20 protein-coding genes are annotated in these 21991 nt (G+C 43.3%); 13 read left to right on the forward strand and 7 right to left on the reverse strand.

What is annotated here, in order from left to right:
- Positions 1 to 19: 19 nt before the first annotated feature.
- The 8 genes from U4956_RS10085 (at position 20) to U4956_RS10120 (ending at position 7917) form a co-directional block, all read left to right on the forward strand.
- Entirely contained in the window at positions 20 to 1015 is a 996-nt protein-coding gene (locus U4956_RS10085) for a C39 family peptidase (RefSeq protein ID WP_323090536.1), read from the forward strand.
- A 1324-nt stretch (positions 1016 to 2339) separates the two neighbouring features.
- Positions 2340 to 3053: a hypothetical protein gene (locus tag U4956_RS10090; protein ID WP_323090537.1), complete on the forward strand. Its 714-nt coding sequence runs from the start codon at positions 2340 to 2342 to the stop codon at positions 3051 to 3053.
- Between the two features lie 85 nt (positions 3054 to 3138).
- A complete protein-coding gene (locus U4956_RS10095) occupies positions 3139 to 3603 on the forward strand; it encodes a hypothetical protein (RefSeq protein ID WP_323090538.1) in 465 nt (154 codons plus the stop codon).
- A gap of 752 nt (positions 3604 to 4355) precedes the next feature.
- Positions 4356 to 4880: a hypothetical protein gene (locus U4956_RS10100; protein ID WP_323090539.1), complete on the forward strand. Its 525-nt coding sequence runs from the start codon at positions 4356 to 4358 to the stop codon at positions 4878 to 4880.
- Between the two features lie 378 nt (positions 4881 to 5258).
- Complete coding sequence (locus U4956_RS10105) at positions 5259 to 5525, forward strand: hypothetical protein (RefSeq protein ID WP_323090540.1); 267 nt, start codon at positions 5259 to 5261, stop codon at positions 5523 to 5525.
- Between the two features lie 3 nt (positions 5526 to 5528).
- A complete protein-coding gene (locus tag U4956_RS10110; protein ID WP_323090541.1) occupies positions 5529 to 5975 on the forward strand; it encodes a Fic family protein in 447 nt (148 codons plus the stop codon).
- A gap of 13 nt (positions 5976 to 5988) precedes the next feature.
- On the forward strand, positions 5989 to 6288 hold the full coding sequence (locus U4956_RS10115) for an HTH domain-containing protein (RefSeq protein WP_323090542.1): 300 nt from the start codon (positions 5989 to 5991) through the stop codon (positions 6286 to 6288).
- A gap of 117 nt (positions 6289 to 6405) precedes the next feature.
- Complete coding sequence (locus U4956_RS10120) at positions 6406 to 7917, forward strand: phosphomannomutase/phosphoglucomutase (RefSeq protein WP_323090543.1); 1512 nt, start codon at positions 6406 to 6408, stop codon at positions 7915 to 7917.
- Between the two features lie 215 nt (positions 7918 to 8132).
- On the opposite strand, the gene U4956_RS10125 is transcribed toward U4956_RS10120, so the two are convergent.
- Entirely contained in the window at positions 8133 to 9389 is a 1257-nt protein-coding gene (locus U4956_RS10125; RefSeq protein ID WP_323090545.1) for a CAP domain-containing protein, read from the reverse strand.
- A gap of 1328 nt (positions 9390 to 10717) precedes the next feature.
- Between U4956_RS10125 and U4956_RS10130 the strand changes: the two genes are divergently transcribed.
- From U4956_RS10130 to U4956_RS10140, 3 genes are read left to right on the forward strand one after another with little or no spacing between them, the layout of a single operon-like run.
- Complete coding sequence (locus U4956_RS10130; RefSeq protein WP_323090546.1) at positions 10718 to 11047, forward strand: DUF6442 family protein; 330 nt, start codon at positions 10718 to 10720, stop codon at positions 11045 to 11047.
- Positions 11044 to 11262 carry a helix-turn-helix transcriptional regulator gene (locus U4956_RS10135; protein WP_323090547.1) on the forward strand — a complete coding sequence of 73 codons (219 nt, stop codon included), beginning with the start codon at positions 11044 to 11046 and terminating at the stop codon, positions 11260 to 11262. The genes U4956_RS10130 and U4956_RS10135 overlap by 4 nt, the downstream gene beginning before the upstream one ends.
- Positions 11263 to 11264: 2 nt before the next feature.
- Entirely contained in the window at positions 11265 to 11567 is a 303-nt protein-coding gene (locus U4956_RS10140) for a hypothetical protein (protein ID WP_323090548.1), read from the forward strand.
- Between the two features lie 398 nt (positions 11568 to 11965).
- Here the strand turns inward: U4956_RS10140 and uxaC are convergent, their stop codons facing one another.
- Entirely contained in the window at positions 11966 to 13381 is a 1416-nt protein-coding gene (uxaC, locus tag U4956_RS10145) for a glucuronate isomerase (RefSeq protein WP_323090549.1), read from the reverse strand.
- A gap of 485 nt (positions 13382 to 13866) precedes the next feature.
- On the opposite strand from uxaC, the gene U4956_RS10150 reads away from it, so the two are divergent.
- Together U4956_RS10150 and U4956_RS10155 are read left to right on the forward strand one after the other, a co-directional pair.
- Entirely contained in the window at positions 13867 to 15351 is a 1485-nt protein-coding gene (locus U4956_RS10150) for an altronate dehydratase family protein (RefSeq protein WP_323090550.1), read from the forward strand.
- Positions 15352 to 15430: 79 nt separating this feature from the next.
- Positions 15431 to 16924, forward strand: a complete 1494-nt coding sequence (locus U4956_RS10155) for a tagaturonate reductase (protein ID WP_323090551.1) — start codon at positions 15431 to 15433, stop codon at positions 16922 to 16924.
- A 338-nt stretch (positions 16925 to 17262) separates the two neighbouring features.
- Here the strand turns inward: U4956_RS10155 and U4956_RS10160 are convergent, their stop codons facing one another.
- The 5 genes from U4956_RS10160 to U4956_RS10180 all read right to left on the reverse strand — a co-directional run bounded on the left by U4956_RS10160 (position 17263) and on the right by U4956_RS10180 (position 21965).
- Entirely contained in the window at positions 17263 to 17910 is a 648-nt protein-coding gene (locus tag U4956_RS10160) for an ATP-binding cassette domain-containing protein (protein WP_323090552.1), read from the reverse strand.
- An 87-nt stretch (positions 17911 to 17997) separates the two neighbouring features.
- Complete coding sequence (locus U4956_RS10165) at positions 17998 to 18699, reverse strand: hypothetical protein (RefSeq protein WP_323090553.1); 702 nt, start codon at positions 18697 to 18699, stop codon at positions 17998 to 18000.
- Positions 18700 to 18845: 146 nt separating this feature from the next.
- Entirely contained in the window at positions 18846 to 19343 is a 498-nt protein-coding gene (locus U4956_RS10170; RefSeq protein ID WP_323091494.1) for a transposase, read from the reverse strand.
- A 9-nt stretch (positions 19344 to 19352) separates the two neighbouring features.
- Positions 19353 to 20294 (reverse strand): IS110 family transposase, encoded by a 942-nt coding sequence (locus U4956_RS10175; RefSeq protein ID WP_323090554.1) that lies wholly within the window; start codon positions 20292 to 20294, stop codon positions 19353 to 19355.
- Positions 20295 to 20882: 588 nt separating this feature from the next.
- Positions 20883 to 21965: a hypothetical protein gene (locus U4956_RS10180; protein ID WP_323090555.1), complete on the reverse strand. Its 1083-nt coding sequence runs from the start codon at positions 21963 to 21965 to the stop codon at positions 20883 to 20885.
- Positions 21966 to 21991 lie beyond the last annotated feature (26 nt).

Genomic DNA, 21991 nt, shown 5'->3' on the forward strand with positions numbered 1-21991 from the left:
TAGACGAAAGGGTTGACTTATGAAACTATTTAAAGCAATACTTATAACTTTCCTTTTTGTGAACGGATTTCCTCTTTTAGGGTGCTCTAACGCGACCGATCAAACTTCAGAATCTAAAAAAACTTTATTCGAAGAATCTTCACTTCTAAACGACAGAAGTATCAATTCAAGCGATTCTAAAGGAATAGAATTGGTGACTGATTCTTCTTCTGACAGCACATTAAAGGATAGTGAGTCTGAAACCACTAAGTTAGAAAATAGTGCTTACGATAGTAAAAACACAGGAGCAGCTGGAATCAAAATTGGAGCAGAAAATGGTGGGAATCAAATTAGCCAAGAGAAAATAAATTCAGCTGATAAGGTGGAAGGACCTTTTGAATCAAATGATCTGGAGCAGACACGATCGGAAGAAAGCACCAGAATAGTGAATCCAGAAGATCAGGGAGCCCGAATTCTAGTTGATAAGATTCGCCTTCCACTTGAATCTATTGTCCAGGAAAATAACTATTATTGTGTTCCAGCTTGTATGCAAATGGTCCTTCGATATAAAGGGATTGAAAAAACGCAAACTGAACTTGCGGGTGAAATGAATACTAGCCCTACCACTGGGACTGAATACGCGGATTTGACCAGGATAGCTAATAAATACTTATTTCAAAATGAAAATGTAGGACCTAATGAACCAGGATACCATATTCAAAGAATTTCGCGTTACGATACAAATCCTGATTTATATACCCAATTTGAACAGCGGGTGCGACAGGATATCGGTACCAATGATCCAATTTTTGCAGCAGTAGATGTTCAGGCATTATATCCTCAACATAAATCCGCCAATCACATGGTCTTGATTACTGGGTATGCTTTGTTTGCGGAAACAGACAATATTGCTTACTACTACTATATCGATCCCTACTATGAGCAGGACAGTGTATATGGAGGTTTAAAAACCGTGACGGCTGAGCAACTAATGAATGCTATTGTCATCAACGAAGAACCGGCCTATATTTGGTAAATAAAGTTGTCAAACCTGAACGATCAAACCATAGAAGCTTTAAATCAGTCTGATGGTGTTCAAGCAGTTTATCCTAAACTTTTCAAAAGTTTTGTTACCTGCTGATATTTACCACTAGTTTTCCGCTAATAGTAATAATTTCGACATCTAGAAAAAGTCAATGAAACGTTTTGAATTGATGACTTAAAATAAACAGTTATCACATATTAAATCGATTTAATTATATATCATTTCAGATTCTTTTTGTTGCTATAGGTGATATTCTCCAGCGGATGAAACATGAATATTTCACGTTAGGGAAATGTTATGGTAAGTATATGAGTAATACCTTTTAGCCGAGTAAGAGCATAGACACAGCTGGTTGATATAACAGCTGGTTGATATATAGGTAACAAAACGCTGCCTATATCTACTTGTGATTTACGTATCTACTTGTGTTTTACGAAAACCGGAAAGGCAGATAAAGCTGCACCTGGCTATGGAAGGGTACTGATCGAAGGACACTGATCTAGGAACAAGAATAGTCAGGTTGAGATGAATTCAAGTCTTAATATGATGAAACGGAGTGCTTATCGGGATAATGTGGGAAAAGACAGCATTTTGATGGAGAGATAACTTACATTTTGATTTCTTTTGAAAGCCGATATTCTGTAATACTTTCGTAACGTATGTTGTTTAGTCTTCTTAATAGATAAGGGAGGAGATGAATTTGAATTATGGAACCACCGATTTCAATGACACTTGAGGCAAAAGGTAAGCCTCTAGAATTATGGTCTTCATTAAAGTATCTCATAAACAATAGAAAGTGGGATCTTGGTCTCATACGCAAATAGAGTGTATAGTTACTATGACTATTATCGACGATAGTGATTACTGCTTAGAACAGTAACTCACAATACAATATATAAACTCGTTTCGGATTAGGTAATGTTGCTTAATCAACAACGCGAACGATTCCAGCTTATTTATTCGCCAGGATTATCGGTGTTAAAAACTACAATTGCGTAAGATCCGGATTTTGTGCGATGCTTGTTCTAAGACTTGGCTTTCAAATGATTATGAAAATATTCAATCTCCCGTTAATGATTAATTAGGATAGAAATAACTCTTATGTCTATCGTGTCTATCAGGCAGATTTCTTATGAAAACATTTGAAAATTGTGAAACAAACTATTCGGAATAAACATCGCTCAATATCCGATAACAACTATGAGGTATAGCAAATATCTGACGATGACCCTCATGTCATATCACAATCTATAACTGAGCGGCTGCTGGCATAGAGGAACATAAAAACTATTGCCGTTTATACAAGGAGAAAAACGTGAAATTATTGTATGCCTTTGCTTTAACTTCCTCACTTGTAGCTTCAGGTGTCGCACCGGTACCCCATCCGGAAGACTTGATTACAAATGAAGTTACAGCGCTTAAAACCGAATTCAAAGAAGATGAAAAAAACTTAGTGACTCCTGAAGACAGCCTTAAAACACAAGCAGAATTATTGGGGGCTGAAGTGCTGGTTTTTCAGAAAAATACAGAACTAGTAGACAACAGCTCTATTCATTCACAAGAAAGTAGTATCAGCAAAAAAGTCAGATCTGAGAAGACAATTTACTTTATTTCTAAGGACCGGTATTCAAGATCTGTTCAACGCATCGCTAATAGTCATGGTACGAGCACGTACATTGTCAGTAATGCGGCAAGAATTAACTCCACTATTGTGTATGATGTTTATACTGACTCTAGTCAATTTAATCATGGGAAACTTCTGAGTACTTCGGGATCCGTCTCCAATTTTAACTCTGGATTCAGGTTCAGTTATGCTACGGTCGTCTTAGGTTCATCAGGAATTGATTATCCACAGCAGAGCGTTACTTCCACTACTTACTCTTCTTCGTGGAGTTTTAGTGCACCTTCTAACTGGGGATATAATCTGATGGGTAATGGATTCTGCTCGATTGGCTCTACCGTTACAGCCTATATTACACGGGACGGAAATACGTTGTATTCAGGAAGCTGTGTTAATAATGTGGGATAACCGGCCTAAATACAAAAAGCAGCTGGGATTGATTGGATTGTTTTTTCTTGTGGGCTGCTCAAATGCTCCAAAGTACTCAGCTTCCGTGATTGAAGATTACCAGCCCTCTTTCCAGGCCAGTGAATACGATCAGTCCACCGTTTTTTACAATTGGCAGTTTTCTGAAATGGAGCCTTTGTCTCGGCTTCGCGTATCTTTTAAAGATTCTTCTTTCAGCGCAACAACTGTATTTCCAGATTCGTCTAATGTATTAAGCGTCGGAGTTGAAGAAGACGGTAAGATCTATCTGTTTATTGAAGGGACAAATGAAAAAGGCGGATCTTTAGGTGGACTGGGAAGCAGCTTCACTGAAACTGCAAAACCAGGCTGGACTTACATTGAGCCTCATACAACCGAGCAAATCCAGTTCAACCAAGAGTTTCCACTGCTTACCTTTCACTACAACCATTCGCAAGATGAACAATGTAAAGAGGATTGCATGGTCTTCCAAGGAGAATTGCTGGAAGAAGACCCGCAATATTCTGAAATTAATGCCTGGCAATTCCGATAAAGCCACTCTCATGCCCTTTCAGCAATCATCCGTGCTAGTTAGATAGTCCCAAGCTTAATTTAAAATGACAGCTATCGTGATCAGGTGATTTTCCCTTCTACAGCGCACAGGCTTATCTAAGGCATCAGAGACCTGACCGTATGAAGATCTGGTTTTGGACGACTAATTATCTGAAAAGCCAGATCTTTTCTTTTTAAAGGTTTGTTTGGTTGAGAGAACTTTTTAGCTACGTATAGCTTATATTCACAGTTAAATTATAACTATCAGGAGCTATCTCATTCCAAGGTTCCCGGTTTTTCTATGGATATTTGTTTCGGTAAGCCTGAATCACACCAAATTTTTCAGCGATTCTTTGTTTTACGAAAACCGGAAAGGCAGATAAAGCTGCACCTGGCTATGGAAGGGTGCTGATTGAAGGTCACTGATCTGGGAGCAAGAACAGTCATGTTGAGATGAATTCAAGTCTTAATGTGATGAAATAGGGTGTTCATCGGGATAGTGTGGGAAAAAACAGCGTTTTGATGGGGAGATAACTTACATTTTGATTTTGCTGTGTAAAAAATGTTGATGATTCAGATTTATCCATTACAATAAAGACAAAATTACTCTCGTGACCTGAGTTTAAATCATTGAAATCTCAAGAAGGATAGTCTGGCGTATCAAAAAGCTCGCTTTTTCTGTCCTGGCAGATTTGCAGGGATGAAACGTCGAGTCCAGGGAGTGAAGAAATTGAAAACGAAAGGGAGATTGTGATGACCACGATGAAACACGCAAAACGAATCGCAGCGGGATGTGTATCGTTGATGCTGATGGCAGCCGCCTATCTGCCAAGTCAGGTGCAGGCTGCTGGAAGTTATCCGCTGTATCGCCTTTACAATCCAAATACAGGTGAACATTTCTACACTGTCTTTTCAAATGAAAAGAATTCTCTGATCTACAATGGATGGACTTATGAAGGTGTAGGTTGGAACGCTCCGGATGAAGGGTGGTATGTCTACCGTCTTTATAATCCGAATACAGGCGATCATCACTACACGATGGATACTGACGAACGCGATTATTTAGCCCGTATTGGCTGGCGCGATGAAGGGACTGCATTTGCTTCTCCCAGCTTAGGCTGGGAAAATACTGCGACTGCGCAGGGAAAACCAGTTTATCGTCTTTATAACCCGAATGCCACTGTGGGTGCTCATTATTATACCACCAGCGCCCGGGAAGTTAATGCGCTTCACAGACTTGGCTGGCGGTATGAGGGCATTGGCTGGTATGCACTCTAAAATATCAGTCAAAACATGTGAGTTCAAAAAGATAAAATAACCTTAACTTGTTGAATAGAAATTGAATTTGGATTGTATTGAACGCAGAGCTCTTCAATGAGATCTGCGTTTTTTGCATCTGATGGAAAGAGCTAGCTTTGTTCATCAGAGAAAGGAGGATTCTGTAGCGGGAAGTCCAAAGAAATCCAGTTTGCCAGGCAAGTGCTCTTAGACATTAGGACCAGAATTCGCTTGCCCAGACAAAAACAACTGAAAACATCTGAACTCGGAGCCGTGATATGGTAAAAGAGAATTGCAGGCTGGGTGACTGAAACTCGATCAAATGCAACTGAACGATGCAACGATTAGATGGATGGAGATGCGAAGGGGAAAATGAAGATGGCCGATGAATATATTCCACCTTTTACGGTAACTGAAGAGATAACTGGTTTGTTGGGTGAAATTGCCCAATATGTCGAATTGATTACTGCTTTTGAGATGCTTCATCCAAATCCGGGACTGAGAAAAGAGAACCGGCTTCGCTCGATTCATTCTTCACTTGCCATTGAACAGAATACACTGACACTTGACCAAGTCACAGATGTAGTAGATGGGAAAGGGATTCTTGGCCCTCCCAAAGATATCGCTGAAGTCAAGAATGCGTAGGAGGTGTATGACAAGGCATCCTTGTTTGATCCATATAGTGTAAAGGATCTGTTACGAGCGCACACAATCATGATGAATAGGCTGGGTAAAGAGGCTGGACGATTTCGTTCTGGAAATGTCGGAGTCTATAATGGGGACCGACTGATTCATGCGGGAACACCAGCCAATTATGTACCCGATCTGGTCCGCCAGCTCTTCTCATGGCTGAAAAAATCTAAATATCATCCTTTGATTAAGAGCTGTGTCTTCCATTACGAATTTGAATTCATTCATCCGTTTGCGGATGGAAACGGCAGAACTGGAAGACTGTGGCAGTCTTTACTTCTTCAAAAGTGGCAGCCGGTATTTGCGTGGCTTCCGATTGAGACGATGGTCCACGAACATCAGGAAGAATACTATCGAGTTCTTCAAATGGCAGACAATGCAGGAGAGTCGACCTTTTTTATTTGAATTTATGCTGCGGATGATTTGCGAAACTCTCAGACAGATTGCAAAGACCCAAAACGAAAGACAGGATGTCGGTACAAATGTCGGCACAAATGTCGGTACAAATGGCGAACCCAAGGAAGAAAAGCTTCTGCAGCTGCTCAGACAAAAGCAGACACTTAGCGCCAGAAAACTGGCTGCTCTTCTTAACCTGACTCAGCGGCAGGTAGAACGAATGCTGGCGAAACTGAAAAGAGAAGGCCGACTGATCCGCCATGGAGCTTCAAAGAATGGATACTGGGAAGTAGTCGAACAGGATAAATCCCAATTATTTTAGGCCTGAAACTGACTGGTCCTTCAGCTCTTCCGGTCCCCAGTCCTCTTGCTGTCAAACCCTCTTGATATAATGAAAAAGCAACGAATGCAGTTTCGCGAGTCAGAAAGAAGGAACAGTATGAATTTAGATGAACTCCAAAATGGAAGCGATATTCGAGGGGTCGCTCTGGATCTTAACCCAGATGAACCTGTAACTCTCACTGAAAATGAAGTCAGAGATCTTGCCCGCGCCTTCACCGCCTGGCTGCGCAAAAAAACAGGCAAAAAAGATATGACCATCGCGGTCGGCCGGGACTCTCGCTTATCTGGACCAAAACTGGCCAGAGCAGTGATGGACGCCCTGGTTTACGATGGAGTTGATGTGTTTGATACGGGTCTTTCCAGCACCCCGGCCATGTTTATGTCGACTTTGTTTGAAGACTTTGATGCAGATGGAGCCATCATGTTAACTGCCAGCCACATGCCGGCAAACCGGAATGGCATGAAGTTTTTCTATAAAGGCGGCGGTCTGGACAGCGATGAGATCAAAGAATTGATTGATATCGCAAAGAAAAAGAAATTTAATCATGGAAAAGGCGGATCCATTACCAAGTCGGATTTGATGAGTGTCTACTCCGAACACTTACGCAATATCATTACGGAAAAACTGGAAGCCTCGCAGGCGGATGTGAATCCTGAAAACCCGTTGGAAGATCTGCATGTGGTCGTCGATGCCGGCAATGGTGCGGGTGGTTTCTTTGTTGAACAGGTATTGAAACCTTTAGGGGCCAATACAGAAGGATCGCAGTTTCTGGAACCAGACGGAAATTTCCCGAACCATATTCCAAACCCGGAAAATGCCCAAGCAATGGCTTCTTTGATCCAAGCAGTCAAAGAAAACCATGCAGATCTTGGCATTATCTTTGATACGGATGTTGATCGCTCCAGTGCAGTTGACAGCAATGGCAATCCAATCGGCCGCAACGATATTATTGCTTTAGCTTCTGTTCTTGCCGCTAAGCATCATCCTGGAATGACTGTTGTAACCGATTCAGTCACTTCGGATGAACTGGGCGAATTCCTTGAAAAGAAAGGGATTCACCAGCATCGTTTCAAACGCGGTTATAAGAACGTGATCAATGAAGCCAAACGACTCAATGACGAAGGCGTAGATGCCCAACTTGCTATTGAGACAAGTGGACACGCTGCTTTTAAAGACAACTATTATCTGGATGATGGTGCCTATCTGGCTTCCCGAATTGTCGTCGAAGCAGCCAGCCAGTCGATCAGTGATTTGCTTAAAGATCTGGCCCATCCAAAATCAGAAAAGGAACTGCGTCTGAAAATCAACGAAAAGTCCTTTAAAGAATATGGTAAACAGGTCATCGAAGACTTGCAGAATTTTGCAAAGGAAAGTGAATACATTACCGTTGTTGAGCCCAACTATGAAGGCTGCCGGATCCGTTTTGATACTGATCATGGCAGCGGCTGGGCCTTGTTAAGAATGTCCCTGCATGAAAACCTTCTGCCATTAAACATTGAATCCAGTCAGCCGGAAGGTGCAAAGATTATGGCGAAAGAGTTGTATCACTTCCTCAAACAGTATCCTTCGCTGGATCTGAGTCAGATCGAAGAATTCGTCAAAGACTGATGCGCAATATCAGGATTTACGAGATATCCAGCTCTACAGCACATCTCTATAAAATATAAGGAAACAGAAATATCAGAAAACAAAGAAAATCGTCTGCTTTCATCATTCGAAAACGAAGTGAGAAAGCCAGACGATTTTTCTGCTTATGATTGACTTGGTGGTTATCAAGCTAGGGCGAATACCCCATGGCTTGCCATGGGGTCAGTGAGCAACGATTAATAGCCGCTGGCAAGCCACGCCACATCTTCTTCCTGCCAGTGGTAGACAGTCACCAGGGCAATGGCTTCATCGACATCTGGCGTGTAGTTATGGCTGCCGGCTTTTGCGTTTGGATTGTACTGACGGAAAACCGCAAAGCCTTCTTTTTCTGCGGAATACCAGCCGATGCCTTCATCCCGCCAGCCAAGACTGACAAGCGCGTTCTTTTCATCTACGTTGGTGGTGTAGTGATGATCGCCGGCGTTGGGATTATAGATCCGGTAGACCGGAGTGCCTGATTCTTTTGGGGCAATCCAGCCAATTCCTTCATCATTCCAGCCTAATGCGACCAGGCCATCACGTTCGGATGGATCTGCTGTATAGAAATGCTCACCGGAGTTTGGGTTGTACAGCCGGAGCATCTGTACATATTTGCCGCTGTTGAGGGCTGAACTGCTCAGGTTGGATGGCTTCTTATTGGATCCCGTTGGCTGATAAGACTGACCACGCACCTTTTTGTAGTAGGTGTCAAACAGGTTCTGAAACTGACCAATATTCATTGCGCCCGCCGCATACAGATTGCGCTGGGAACAGAAGGTCTGTGAATAACCGAATTTATGGCCATTCGCATTCGTTGTTCCATAGGCCAGACCGGTAACGGTATTGGTGGGCGTCACAATATTGCGATATTGCTGGGTCCCATCCCGCCGGCCAGTCATATAGCGGGCTTTTTCTTCGTCATACCAGCTGCTGTAGGGATTGTCCAGATCCCAGGCGAGGTTTTCAGCGACCTGGTAGCTTTTGGCATGGTAGTTATTGCGGTTTGCATAGTTGAGCTGGACCTGGGCCACAGCCATTAAGGAAGGAGAGACATTGAAATCAGCCAGAGCAGTCTGCTGGGTCTGGTTTTCAATCTGACGATACTGATTCACCCGAGGCAGTTCATCGACAGCCTTTTTCATATTTTTGATGCTGGTAGCATCACTTCCATCAGCTGGATTGGTGAGGCCTTTACCACTGTTGTTGCGTAATCCTTTGGAAGGCTGACCGGTAACGATCCGATAGGCCAGTCGGGCGTCGGCCTGTTGTTCAGCTGAAAGACCGGCTGCTTCATAGGCAAGGTAGCGAAAGAAACCGGCAGAGCCTTCACTGGCCTGATAAGAGCCGGAGGTCTGGACATAAACGGTGTCTTTGGCAAGCAAAGAAAGCGGACTGGCAAAAAGAAGCAGGGCACAGAGCAGAGCGCCTGTTCGATGCCATTTGATTTTCTTCATGATTCTGTGGGATTTTTCCTTTCTAAATCTAAATTCAATGAGTTTACACGCTTTTTTGAAAACTCTTACCATCCATTATCGAAATTTCAAAACTAAAAGTAAAATCGAAGCTGAAAAGGCAGAAAATATTTGGCCGATTCGAACAGATTCCATCAGGAATTCAAACACAGGGGAATTTTGACAACGAAGTCGATTGGAAAGCATCCTGCCCGCTGAGTGGATATTCAAATAAGATATGACCAGAACAGTTAATTTTATTGATAAAAGTGAAAAATGATCAGAAAGTCTGACAGAATCGTGAAAGAGGTTTCTTCGCAAAAAGAAATCGAAAGCGTCCGGATTGTCTGAAAGTGCAGACAATCATTCGCTCTGTGCAAGGAAGAAATCTGTTCGAGATATATCTGAAAAGAGATGTTTTCTATTTCTGCCATAGAAGACCAGAGAAATGGAAGTAGAGTTTTTTAAGGCCAAAACTGCCTATTCTTCAACAGAATACGGTAAAAAATGCCGAGAATCAGCCGGATGATGTCCATCGATGCAATACAGTGGCACGAACGTTGTATACTTTCTTCAGGTGCAGGAAATCTGCGACAGATGTGTTAATAAAAATAATTCAGGTCTGTCTTTATCGACGCTTCATTGAGTTTACCCCACCAATCACCTGTCAAGAAGGCTGTTGTGTCGGAACGGTGAATTCTTCATCAGATGGATTGAAAAAAATTCAGTAGAAAGCGAGGCAGCGCCACCAGGCAGATTCTGGCGGCTCGTCTTACCAACACGATTATCCAACTCAAGACGGTCTTTTCCGTCCTTGTTTTTTTCTGTTTTGAACAATAAACAGAACGTCAGAGCCAAGAATCCAGACACCATAAATATTCCGCCGTTCTCCGGTGTCGGATTGGAGGAGTGCGCCTGTTGGCGGATCTATCCTGCACCTGCACTTTTAAATCGTCTGAAATCTAACCAGCAAAAAGGAAGAATGTTCTCTTTTTGCGGATACCATTTCAGATTTGCGCCTTTGCGCAATCTTTTTGTCTTTGCATGGACCGTGTTCGTGCGAAGACTTTTTTTATGGCCGCAGCCGAAATGGTCCGCCAACGAAGAAAGCTATAAATACAGAAGTTAAAAATATGGAAAGGATATAGAAGGATTACAAGAGTTGTAAGGATAAGAGTTGTAAGGATAAGAGTTGTAAGGATAAGAGTTGTAAGGATATTGAAGATCTGAATTTTTTGAAAGGAATAAGCAGAACGCCAGATTGACAAGTAAACTTGTCATCTTCTATAATTATGACAAGAAAACTTGGCAAGGAGAGTGAAATACTGAGTATGAATAAAGATCAAATCTTACAGGCCAGCCGTAATGAGTATCGTCGACAGGACCTGTCGGAACTCGAAATCAGAGTTCAGAGCGGCTATTGGGCCAGTGTTGCCGGTGCAATTGCACTGGCGGTTGTTATGGTCCTGGGTGGATTTGCATGGGGAGTCGTTTTCTATGCCCCGGTTTTCATTTATTTTTCAATGATTGCTGCGCAATGGACTGTCCGCTTTCTCCGCTTACGCCACAAAACCGATCTGGTTACTGCCATTACCTGTGGCGCCGTGGCCTTGTTGGCGCTTGGTGGTTTTGTGTATCGATTGTTTGGGGGAATTCGATGAATGAAGAGCTGAAGCTGAAAAACCATCTGAAAGAGGCCAGAGCAAAAGCCCACCTTTCGCAGGCCCAGCTGGCCGAACTGGTCGGCGTTTCGCGTAACACCATCAGTTCGATTGAAACAGGCCAGTTTAATCCAACGGCCAAACTGGCGTTGATTCTCTGTATTGCATTGGACAGTAAATTCGAAGATCTGTTTTATTTTCAGGAGGATGAATAACGATGGAAGATATTGCCTTGCTCGTTCTGGGCATTCTGATCAGCATCATGGGAATTGTGAACTGTACCGGAAATATCAGTACGATTCACAGCTACAATCGCCGGAATGTCAAAGAAGAAGATATTCCGCACTATGGAAAAGTCATGGGAATTGGCTCCTTAATCATCGGTCTGGCCTTGATTGTCGCCTATATTCTGAAATTGACGACGAATCTGCCTGCTGAGCCGATCATTCTGCCGGCTTTTATCGCTGGTATTCTTGTCCTGTTGTATGGACAGATCAAATACAACAAAGGGATCTTCTGAACGGGGATCGATTGAAACAAAAATGGCTGCCTGTAATCAATACAGACAGCCGAAAGAATCAGAAGGCAGAACAACTGACTCAAATGGTTGTTCTGCCTTTTGATTTTGGTTTGATTTGTTATCCAGAGATCAGAAATCACTGTTCATTCTGGATATTTCCTCCAGATCCCGCTTGATTTCGGGCTTCCCAAGGAAGCCCGAAAAGAGAGGGCGGGTGTGGCACAATGTATAGAAGGAGGATCAGATGCCGCGATCGTTTCAGTCTATGGCTTTATTCACCGCAGCTTTTCAGGCTGGACGTTCCTGAATGCCACGATGAATAAGGCAGAAAAGAGCACACGGCTCTATGTCCATTCAAAATATGAGTGACGTCTGAAGTCTTGTTTTTGAAGAAAGACTTATTTCTTTTCCAGATCGAATCCGAAGTAGTCAACAGCGTTGTTGTAGCTGATACCTTTTACGATTGGTTCGAGCAGATCATCATCAGCTGGGAATTCACCATCTTCTACCCACTGGCCGATCAGATTGCACATGATGCGACGGAAATATTCATGTCTTGGGTAGGACAGGAAAGAACGGCTGTCTGTTAACATGCCGACAAAGTTGCCAAGCAGACCCAGGTTAGCCAGGGAAGTCATCTGTTTGATCATGCCGGTTTTGTTATCGTTGAACCACCATGCAGAACCCTGCTGGATTTTGCCAACAGCATCAGAGTTCTGGAAGCAGCCGATTACAGTACCGATCAGTTCGTCGTCAGCTGGGTTCAGGGAGTAGATGATTGTTTTTGGCAGGCCGGAGTTGGAGTTTACCGCATTCAAAAAGCCGGACAGCTGAGAAGCTGGAGCGTAGTTGGAGATGCAGTCGAAACCAGTATCTGGTCCCATTTTTTCGTACATCTTCGTGTTGTTGTCACGCAGGCATCCGTAGTGAAGCTGCATGACCCAGTTTCTGTTTTTATATTCGCCAGCAAGGAACTTGAGCAGAGCTGTCTTGTAGGCATCGACTTCACGAGCAGTGAGTTCTTCACCATTTCTCTTCTTTGCGAAGATGGCTTCGATTTCTTCGTCTGCTGCAGGTACGTTTACAACGTAATCTAAGCCGTGGTCAGATACGGAGCATCCGTTTTCCTGGAAGAAGTCGAGGCGGTTCACCAGCGCTTTTTTCAGATCTTCGAAAGTGTTGATTTCGATACCAGCAACGTTTGCAAGCTTGTTGATGTATTCGTTGAAATCTGGCTTGTTGATATTTGTTGCTTTGTCTGGACGCCATGCAGGCAGAACCTGAACGTCAAAGGTTTCGTCTTCTTTGAGCAGTTTGTGCCATTTCAGATCATCAATTGGATCGTCCGTGGTGCAAAGCAGGGTTACATTGGATTTTTTGATGAGGTTGCGCACAGACATGTCATCCTGCTGCAGTTTTGCGTTGGCGAGATCCCAGACTTCTTTCGCTGTTTTTTCACTTAAGACGCCATCATAGTCGAAGAAACGCTGCAATTCGAGATGAGACCAGTGGTAGAGGGGGTTGCCAATGGCTTTGTCGAGAGTTTTTGCGTAGTTGTAGAATTTTTCCCAGTCGGAAGAATCACCGGTGATGTATTTTTCATCGATGCCGTTGGAACGCATCTGACGCCATTTGTAGTGGTCGCCGCCCAGCCAGACTTCAGTGATGTTGTTGAATTTGCGATCTTCATAGATTTCCTGAGGGTTGATGTGGCAATGGTAATCCAGTACAGGAACCTGAGCAGCAAAGTCGTGGTACAGGTGTTTTGCTTCGTCAGTTTTCAGCAGGAAATCCTTATCCATGAATTTTTTCATATATGTATTCTCCTTAACGATTTCAATATCTGTAAAAAGCAGGTAAGTATCTAAACCTATCATAGTTGAAAATGATCAGGAAAACAGTTCAGAGAATCCGCTCCAAGGTGAACTGTAAGCCCTTCAGGCTTTTTCCAGATGTGGAAACCTTTACACAACAGAGTTTACAGAAATCCATCCTTTGGTGCAAGAGAAAACAGAGAAAAAGGCCAAAAAAATTCAAATCATACATTGCGTCGAAAATATCGGAAATCGATGATGAATAAAGTTTATTTTATAAGTCATCTGAATTGACACCCGGGAATGTAAGGGGTTTAGGAAAAAGACGCATGAGAGAATGACTTGAAAAGTTCTGCAAAATTTCTTAAGGATTCCCATTGACATAGGTATGGAAAAAACTGTATAAAATGTGTAAGCCTTTACCCATGAGACGGGTAAAACAACGAGTTCAAGGCTTAAAGGATTGAACGAAAGGATTGAAACGTATGGAAAAGAAATGGATTCAGATTCATCCTTCCGACAAGGTTGCTGTCGCACTGACGCCATTGGCGAAAGGCGAAAAAATCGAACTGGCAGATCGCACAATTGAACTGCAGGAAGATATTGCCCAGGGACATAAATTTGCCCTGGTGCCAATGAGCGAAGGAGAAACTGTAATTAAGTATGGCCAGCCGATCGGAAGGCTGACTGCCCCAGTCCAGGCTGGTGAGTGGGTGCACATTCATAATATGAAAACGCGCCTGGGTGATCTTCTCGAGTATACCTATACCCCCGAGGTGACGCAGATCGAGAAACAGGAAGAGAAAACATTCATGGGCTACCGTCGTGCCAATGGCAAGGTGGGTGTTCGCAATGAAATCTGGATTATTCCAACGGTTGGCTGTGTCAACAACATCGCCCAGGCGATCGAAAAAGGCGCAAGCCATGTTGTTTCTGAAAATATCGAAGCAGTTGCTGCTTTCCCGCATCCATATGGATGCTCCCAGATGGGCGGCGACCAGGAAAATACCAGACAGATTCTGGCTGACCTGATTGAACATCCAAATGCCGGCGGGGTGCTGGTTCTGGGGCTGGGATGTGAAAACTCCAATATTGATGTACTGAAAAACTATCTCAAGGATTACGATCCGGAACGGGTTGAATTCCTTGTCTGCCAGGATGTGGAAGACGAAATTGCAGAAGGAATCAAACGTGTTGAAAAACTGGCCGAAAAAATGAAGGACGATCATCGTGAACCGGTTGGAACGTCCAATCTGATTATCGGCATGAAATGCGGGGGATCTGATGGTCTTTCCGGCATTACCGCAAACCCGACTGTCGGCGGCTTTTCTGACTTGCTGATTGCTCAGGGTGGAACCACGATTCTGACTGAGGTCCCTGAAATGTTTGGCGCCGAAACACTGCTGATGAACCGTGCACAAAATGAAGAAATCTTCAATGAAACCGTTGATCTGATCAATGGCTTTAAAGAATACTTCAAATCCCATAACCAGACCGTGTATGAAAACCCATCCCCCGGAAACAAAAAAGGCGGGATTTCCACACTGGAAGACAAATCCTTAGGCTGCACCCAGAAAGCTGGATCTGCTCCGGTTGAAGGCGTTCTGAAGTATGGCGAACAGGTGAAAAAACACGGCCTGAATCTGTTAAGCGCACCAGGAAATGATCTGGTTGCTTCCACTGCGCTTGCTGCCAGCGGAGCTCAGATTGTTTTATTTACCACTGGGCGCGGTACACCATTTGCTTCTCCGGTTCCAACGATGAAGATTTCGTCCAACTCCCGTCTTGCCCAGGGCAAACACAACTGGATTGACTTCAATTGTGGAGCATTGCTTGAAAACAAGACTCTGGCTGAGCTGAGCCAAGACCTCTTTGATGAAGTCATTGCGGTGGCCAGTGGCAAACAGGTAGCCAGCGAAAGAGCCGGCTTCCACGATATGGCTATTTTCAAACAGGGTGTAACCCTTTAAGAAACCAAAGCAATATCCCCCCAAAAGCAATATCCCCAAAAAGGAATAAACCAAAGAAAGGATCGTAAAGGATCAGTATATGAAAAAACTCTCTTATGAAACCCTGAAAGAACAGGGATACGATGGTTATCTTCTCGAAAGCGCACCGGAAAAAGTGCTGCAGTTCGGTGAAGGGAACTTCATGCGTGCTTTCGTTGACTACTTCTTCAACGAAATGAACAAGAAAGCCGGCTTTAACGGTAAAGTTGTTCTGGTACAGCCAATCGGCAATGGCTCTTTCCGTCTCAACGACAAAATCAATGAACAGGACGGTCTGTACACTCTGTATCTGCAGGGTTTCCAGGATGGCAAAGAAGTCAGAGAAAAAGAAATCATGTCCTCTGTTTCCCGCTGCCTGAATGCGTATGAAGACTGGGATGCCGTTCTCGAAACCGCTTCGAATCCAGATCTGCGTTTTATTTCCTGCAACACCACTGAAGCTGGAATCCACTATGATCCTTCCTGCAAGTTTGAAGATGCACCTGCTTCCTCCTATCCTGCAAAACTGACTCAGTATCTGTACAAGAGATGGCAGAATGGCCTGCCAGGGTTCATTATTCTTGCCTGCGAGCTGATTGATGACAATGGCAAAGAGCTGAAAAAAGATGTTCAGCTGCATGCTAAAGACTGGAACCTGCCAGAAGAATTCCAGAAATGGATCGATGAAGAAAACGTCTTCTGCTCTACACTCGTTGACCGGATCGTTACTGGGTATCCAAGAGCTGAAGCCGCTAAACTGACAGAAGAAAACGGCTACGAAGACAATGTCATGGATACAGGTGAAATCTTCGGTGTATGGGTAATTGAAGGCCCACAGTCCATCTATGATGAACTGCCAATCAAAGAAGCCGGTCTGCCAATCCTGGTTACTGATAATCACAAACCATACAAAGAAAGAAAAGTCCGCATCCTGAACGGTGCCCACACGTCCATGGTTTTAGGTGCATTCCTGGCTGGCCAGAGCATCGTCCGTGACTGCATGTATGATCCAACCATCTCTGCTTACATGAATGAAGCGATCTACAACGAAATCATCCCAACTTTGTCCTTGCCAGCTGAAGACTGCAAAGAATTCGCAGCTGCTGTGACTGAACGTTTCAAAAACCCGTTCATCGACCACGCCCTGCTCGCGATTTCTCTGAACTCCACCGCAAAATGGAAAGCCAGAGTGATGCCTTCCTTAGTTGGTTACGTTGAAAAATTCGGTAAACTGCCAAAAGCCCTGACCACTTCTCTGGCCAGCTACATTGCATTTTACAGAGGTCATGAACTGACTGCCGATGGTCTCAAAGCCATCAATCCTGTAACCAAAGAAGAATACATGATCAAAGACGACCCAGAAGTTCTGGAATTCTATGCGGCCAACGCCGGGCTGTCCAACAAAGAACTCGTTCACAAAGTCCTGACCAACAAAGACTTCTGGGACCGTGATTTAACCGAAATCGAAGGTCTTGAAGAGGCAGTTGTTGAAGCCCTGGATACAATCGACCAGAAGGGTGCAATGGCTGCTATGGAAGCCTGCCTCGAAAAGTAAGTTGGATTGTCGCAGACTGACTTGCTTTTTGACTTGGATTTACCAATTCCCCAAAAGTGAAAGAGCGCTGCAATGTGCAGTTAATCACCAAAACCAGGCCCCTTTTCACAACCCTTGATGAATCAGTGAATCAGATCGTCAGAATACCGCTGACAAATCAAAATAGAAAGAGCAGTTTTCCCATCGCACAGGAAAACTGCTCTTTTTTGTCGGGTTCAGATTAAAAAGATAAACGAAACGGATGTGTTTTCAAAAAAACTAAGAAGCTGAGTCAACGGATCGGCTCAAAAAGCCCCTTAAAGTCACAAAAGAATCCCATTTACAAATTGAGGATGTCTTTACCTGATTGTGTTATTTTCAAGCAGTAAAATTCGATCGGCAGTGACTGCCATTTGCTGATCATGAGTAACCATGATAATGGTTTTTCCCAAATCTTTGAGCTTCAGAAGTAATTTGGCAATCAAATCGCGATTTTCAGGATCCAGATTAGCAGTAGGTTCATCAGCAAGAATCAGGGAGCAAGGGGTGAGTAATAATCTTGCCATCGCAACTCGCTGTTGTTCTCCACCGGAACACTCAGCAACCTTCTTCTTTTCAAATCCTTGCAGAGCAACCAGTTTGAGCGCTTCATGAATCCGTCGTTCAGAGTCTTTTGTTCGAGAATTTTCTAAGACGATTTTCAAATTGTATTTAACACTTTTGTCATCCAATAAAGCGTAATTCTGAAATAGAAAGCCGATTTGGTTGCGCAAAATCTCCCGTGCCTTTGCAGAAAATGGTTTTGGGGCAGGCTGATCAAAAAGCATGAATTCTCCATTATCCGGCTGTTCAAGCAGACCGATAATATTCAGAAGTGTTGATTTTCCTGAACCGGATTTACCTTGAATCGCTACAAACTCTCCCTGCTGAATTGACAAAGTCACATCAGACAGGACCTGCGATTTTCCATATGATTTATTTAATTTGTTGATACGAATAATGTCCATTAACCGATTTCCTCTTTCTATCCAGGTTCAAGATTTGCAGATGAAACTCATTGTCTGCGAAGATAAGAATAGGTCTATCCATCGCAGTTACATTCCTTTTATGGTTGGCAGGATCTTCTTTTTTTCGAACCATGAGATCCAGACCATACTGACCAGTAACTGAAGACTGAATACAAACGGTGGAAAGATTCGAACAAGTCCAATAATCGCTTCATCACTGCGAATATGAGTAATTCCCTCTACGCCTGCCATCTGCGGTCTCCAGAGGGGGATCGTCAGGACTGTTGCCATTAAACAGACCAAAAGGATAAAGAGTAAATGCCTGTAACATGCCCACCTTGTTTTTCCCTGGATGGAAAATACGCTGATTTTCTTTTTCGATACTTGGAGCCAAAAAAATACCAATGTGGAAGCAGTGACCAAAAGTAAAATAATCGGCAGTAGAGCCTGCAAAAACATATCAAAAAAGAGTTGACGATAAAAACCGAGTTTGCGCGTTATAAATGGTGTTGTCAGCATCCAGGAGGCATCGATTCCGTGGCTTTGCTCATAGTTTTTGATACTCGTTAGGGCAGGCGAATCGACTGGAATAAAACAAGTGGTCAGGCTTCCATTGAATGGAATCTGTTGCGCAGGGACAATATCAAGAATGCAGTTTTCAAACGATATAAAACTCGTCCGGGTATCCGGGCGATAGCTCCAGACAGGCTGACTGGGATAGGAAAAAACCTGAACGTTTTCTGCTCCTGATAAATCTTTATATTTCAGGTTTTCCGGAACCAGAATCAAGTGCTCGTTTTCATTGAGGATTTCTTCTATCGATTTTCCGTTTTTATCTTTTAGGACAAAATGTGAGAGTCTTTAGTACGAATTGACACGACAAAAAGACCTCTTTTCAAAGGTCGATTTTTTTATTACCGTCGTTAAAGTCTGCGTTACTCTATTGACGGACGTTGTAAGGGACCATTTTGAAACGTAGCCCTAATTCCTAACTGTTCCAGTAAGAACTGGACTTTCTCTGCCACTTCAGGATCTTTTTCCATTGTCATAGCGACAAGCTTCTGGGCTGTCTGTTCGATTGCTTCTTCTTTCTTCAGCTGCTCAGAGGAAACGGTACTCTGTTCGCTGTCAACAGATTCGGAAACAACCTGATCATCCTCTTCGAGAAGTTCAGTCGGATTGAAATATTCCCCTGTCATGAACATGTGGTATACAGCTACCATCATCTTTCTGGCAATAGCGATTAAAGCGATCTTCTTGCAGCGGCGTCTGCTGATTGCCTCATACTTACCAGAGTAGTAAGGATGCTTAATCGCATTCAAAGCACATTGCACTAATACAGGCTTAAGGTATTTCCCGCCTTTTCCAATCTTTACTGATTTATGCTTGTTGTTGCTCTGATTGCTTTGGGAGCACAGGCCGCACCAGCTGATGAAGCTCTTCTAATTCTGAATCTGAAAGGGTTCGATATCTGGACCAATCTCGGAGAGGATCTGCATGGCAGAAAGTCTTGAAATTCCTGGAACCGACTCAAGAAGATCAAGATAACTCTTGAAAGGAAGCAGTGTTTCGTTCATCATAGTTTCGTAGTCTCGGATCTGGGCGTTGTATGAGTCGATTCTTTCATACGCCTTCCGAAGCTCAAATTTTTGTTCGGGGGAGAACTTTGCGCCGCTAAACGCTTTTAGAAGTTCTTCCTCTTTTTTCTTGCTTTCTTCGACACTTTCGTACTTCATAATCCGGCAGGATTTTCTGATTCGCCGTTTTATTTCTCCAAGTTTCGGTTCGTCTGTCTCCATAAGGTATTCAATAACCTTTCGGGCAGACTCTCCATCAATACTGGTGAAAATCAGATCCATACGGATATTTGCCTCGGTCAGGACGTTTTGAATTCTGCGGACATCATCCTGCTTAGCGTGAAGAATATTTGTACGGCTTCTTGATAAGCGCCGGGATGCCCGTATTGCCTTTTCTGGGATATAGGATTCGCGCAGCAGGCCGTTGATTCCAAGCTCTGCAATCCAGGCACAGTCTTTCTGGTCTGTTTTCTGACCGGCAATTGTTCTGACATGTTTTGGATTTACAATATGAGGTTTCGTTTTGTTCTGTTCGCACACATCATAAACAGGTGTTGAGTATTTTCCGGTTGATTCCATATAGACATCAATAGATTCTGTTACCTGCTTGCCAAGGATCTTTTCCGTCGTTTCTTTAATCCAGTTACACATTTCTGTGAGATCGGTATGATTGGACAAGAATTTTTTAGTTTTGAAAACCAGGGTGTCTTTCTTCTTGTTTGGATCTTTGGCACAGACGCAGGCCCAGACGTTATTTCTATGAACATCAAGTCCAACGCAGACGGACTTTTTAATTCGAATGGCCATTATCGTCATCTCCTTTGAAATAAAATAAGAAGACAAGGGGAAGAAAGTGGCCGACCATGTGAACTCGCCGGCAAGCCGACGGCCAAAACAAAATGTACAGATTGTTCAATACGAACTTCTAACCATGGGTACTATCAGGACCAGCAGTGACTTATAAAAAAACAATTTTATGCAAGAAAGAAGTAATCTTCTGCAAGCAATATTGTGCTATCGTACTTTTTCGTGGCCTTGTCTGCGAGATATCATACCCAAACCCAAAAATAAAAGGGGCCGAAAGGCCCTCCGCATTCTTAACTCATCCATGGGTGGGGTTCTGCGTGCTGAACCCCATGAATAAAAAAAGGGCTGTTTTAACCTGCCGTTAAAAAACAGCGAGTCGCTACAGCCACTTCCTGGAAATCCAGACTGCCTGTTAGGCTCGTTAAAAAGCTCTTTATTCACGGGATGTCGAGCTAAATACTCTCAAATTTCTTCGTTGAAGATGACTTTGCGGGCACATAGGCGAACTATAATTCAAAAGGGGGTTTGAAACTCCGACTGCAGAGTCTCTTTTTTGCAGGCAAATAAAGAACTGCGTTCGCACCCAGATCAGCTGGTCGAACATTTCAAAAATAAAAGATAATCAGAAAAACCGAGTTCTTCAAGATTTACAGTCCCCAATGTTCGGTCCGTCAGACAATAGCTATAGATAACTGCCCGATAGGTAAAGTAGATTCTGTCTTGGTCGACTGAGATGAATGGATTTGGTCCACTTGCATATGGATACTCATAATCGATAACGACTGGAACAACTTCTCCTGTTTCAGGCCAGAGAAGGACGATGGGGATGTGACGATCTGTCTGGGCTGATGTCCGTTCCAGAACCAATACACCATCAGGAGCGTTTTGAACAAAACTTCCATTGGTCGTATAGGGAAGAGTATAGGAATTCACGATCGCATGGCTTTCCAGACTGAATACGTCAATTATATTGGGATACATCGTCTCAAAGGAATTCGGGTCCTTCTGGGCATATCGATTAAGATAAACTAGGTCTTCCAGGAGTACAAAAGAAGAGTAGGCTCCATCATAGAATCCAAGATCATAATCAGACTGAACCTGGAACTCGGAATCCAGGAATAAAAGATGGTTTTCATTATAAAAACTATCTGTCCCGGAAGGATGGATAGAGATCAGAAAAATCCAGCCTTCATTAAACGGAAGAATTTGCCAGCACCTAAAACCTTCCACATTTTGTTCCTGTATCCATTTAAGAGAGTGCTCTTCTATCAAATCCAGATTTTTATCGTATCGGCAGATCACCAGCTCTCGAAATCGGTTTGCTGTAGTCAGAAGCTCAGTTCCATTAAACGCCATACAGTCTGTGTCGCCATAGTCAAATTCCTTGCGCGTTACTTGCACAGGATCTTTGCTTATTTTTTCCAGATATACTTTTCCGCTTTTATCAATACAAGTCTTTCCATAATAAAATTCATCATCTTCAAAAAACATATTGGTAAAATAAAATAAGTTTTTGTCCTTTGAATAACGTTCTTTCTTTTCAACTGTTTCCCATGAGGAAGGCCCATTCAGAGTAGCCAGCTCTTCATCCGTTATGAGAAGGTAATCAGCGGCTGCTAAAGGCTGTTCTTTGACGCAGCCAAATTGAAAAAGAATTAGAGATAGAATCATTATCTTGCAGAGGTAGTTCTGGAGGA

The organism is Allobaculum sp. JKK-2023, assembly GCF_034745455.1.
Taxonomy (GTDB): domain Bacteria; phylum Bacillota_I; class Bacilli_A; order Erysipelotrichales; family Erysipelotrichaceae; genus Allobaculum.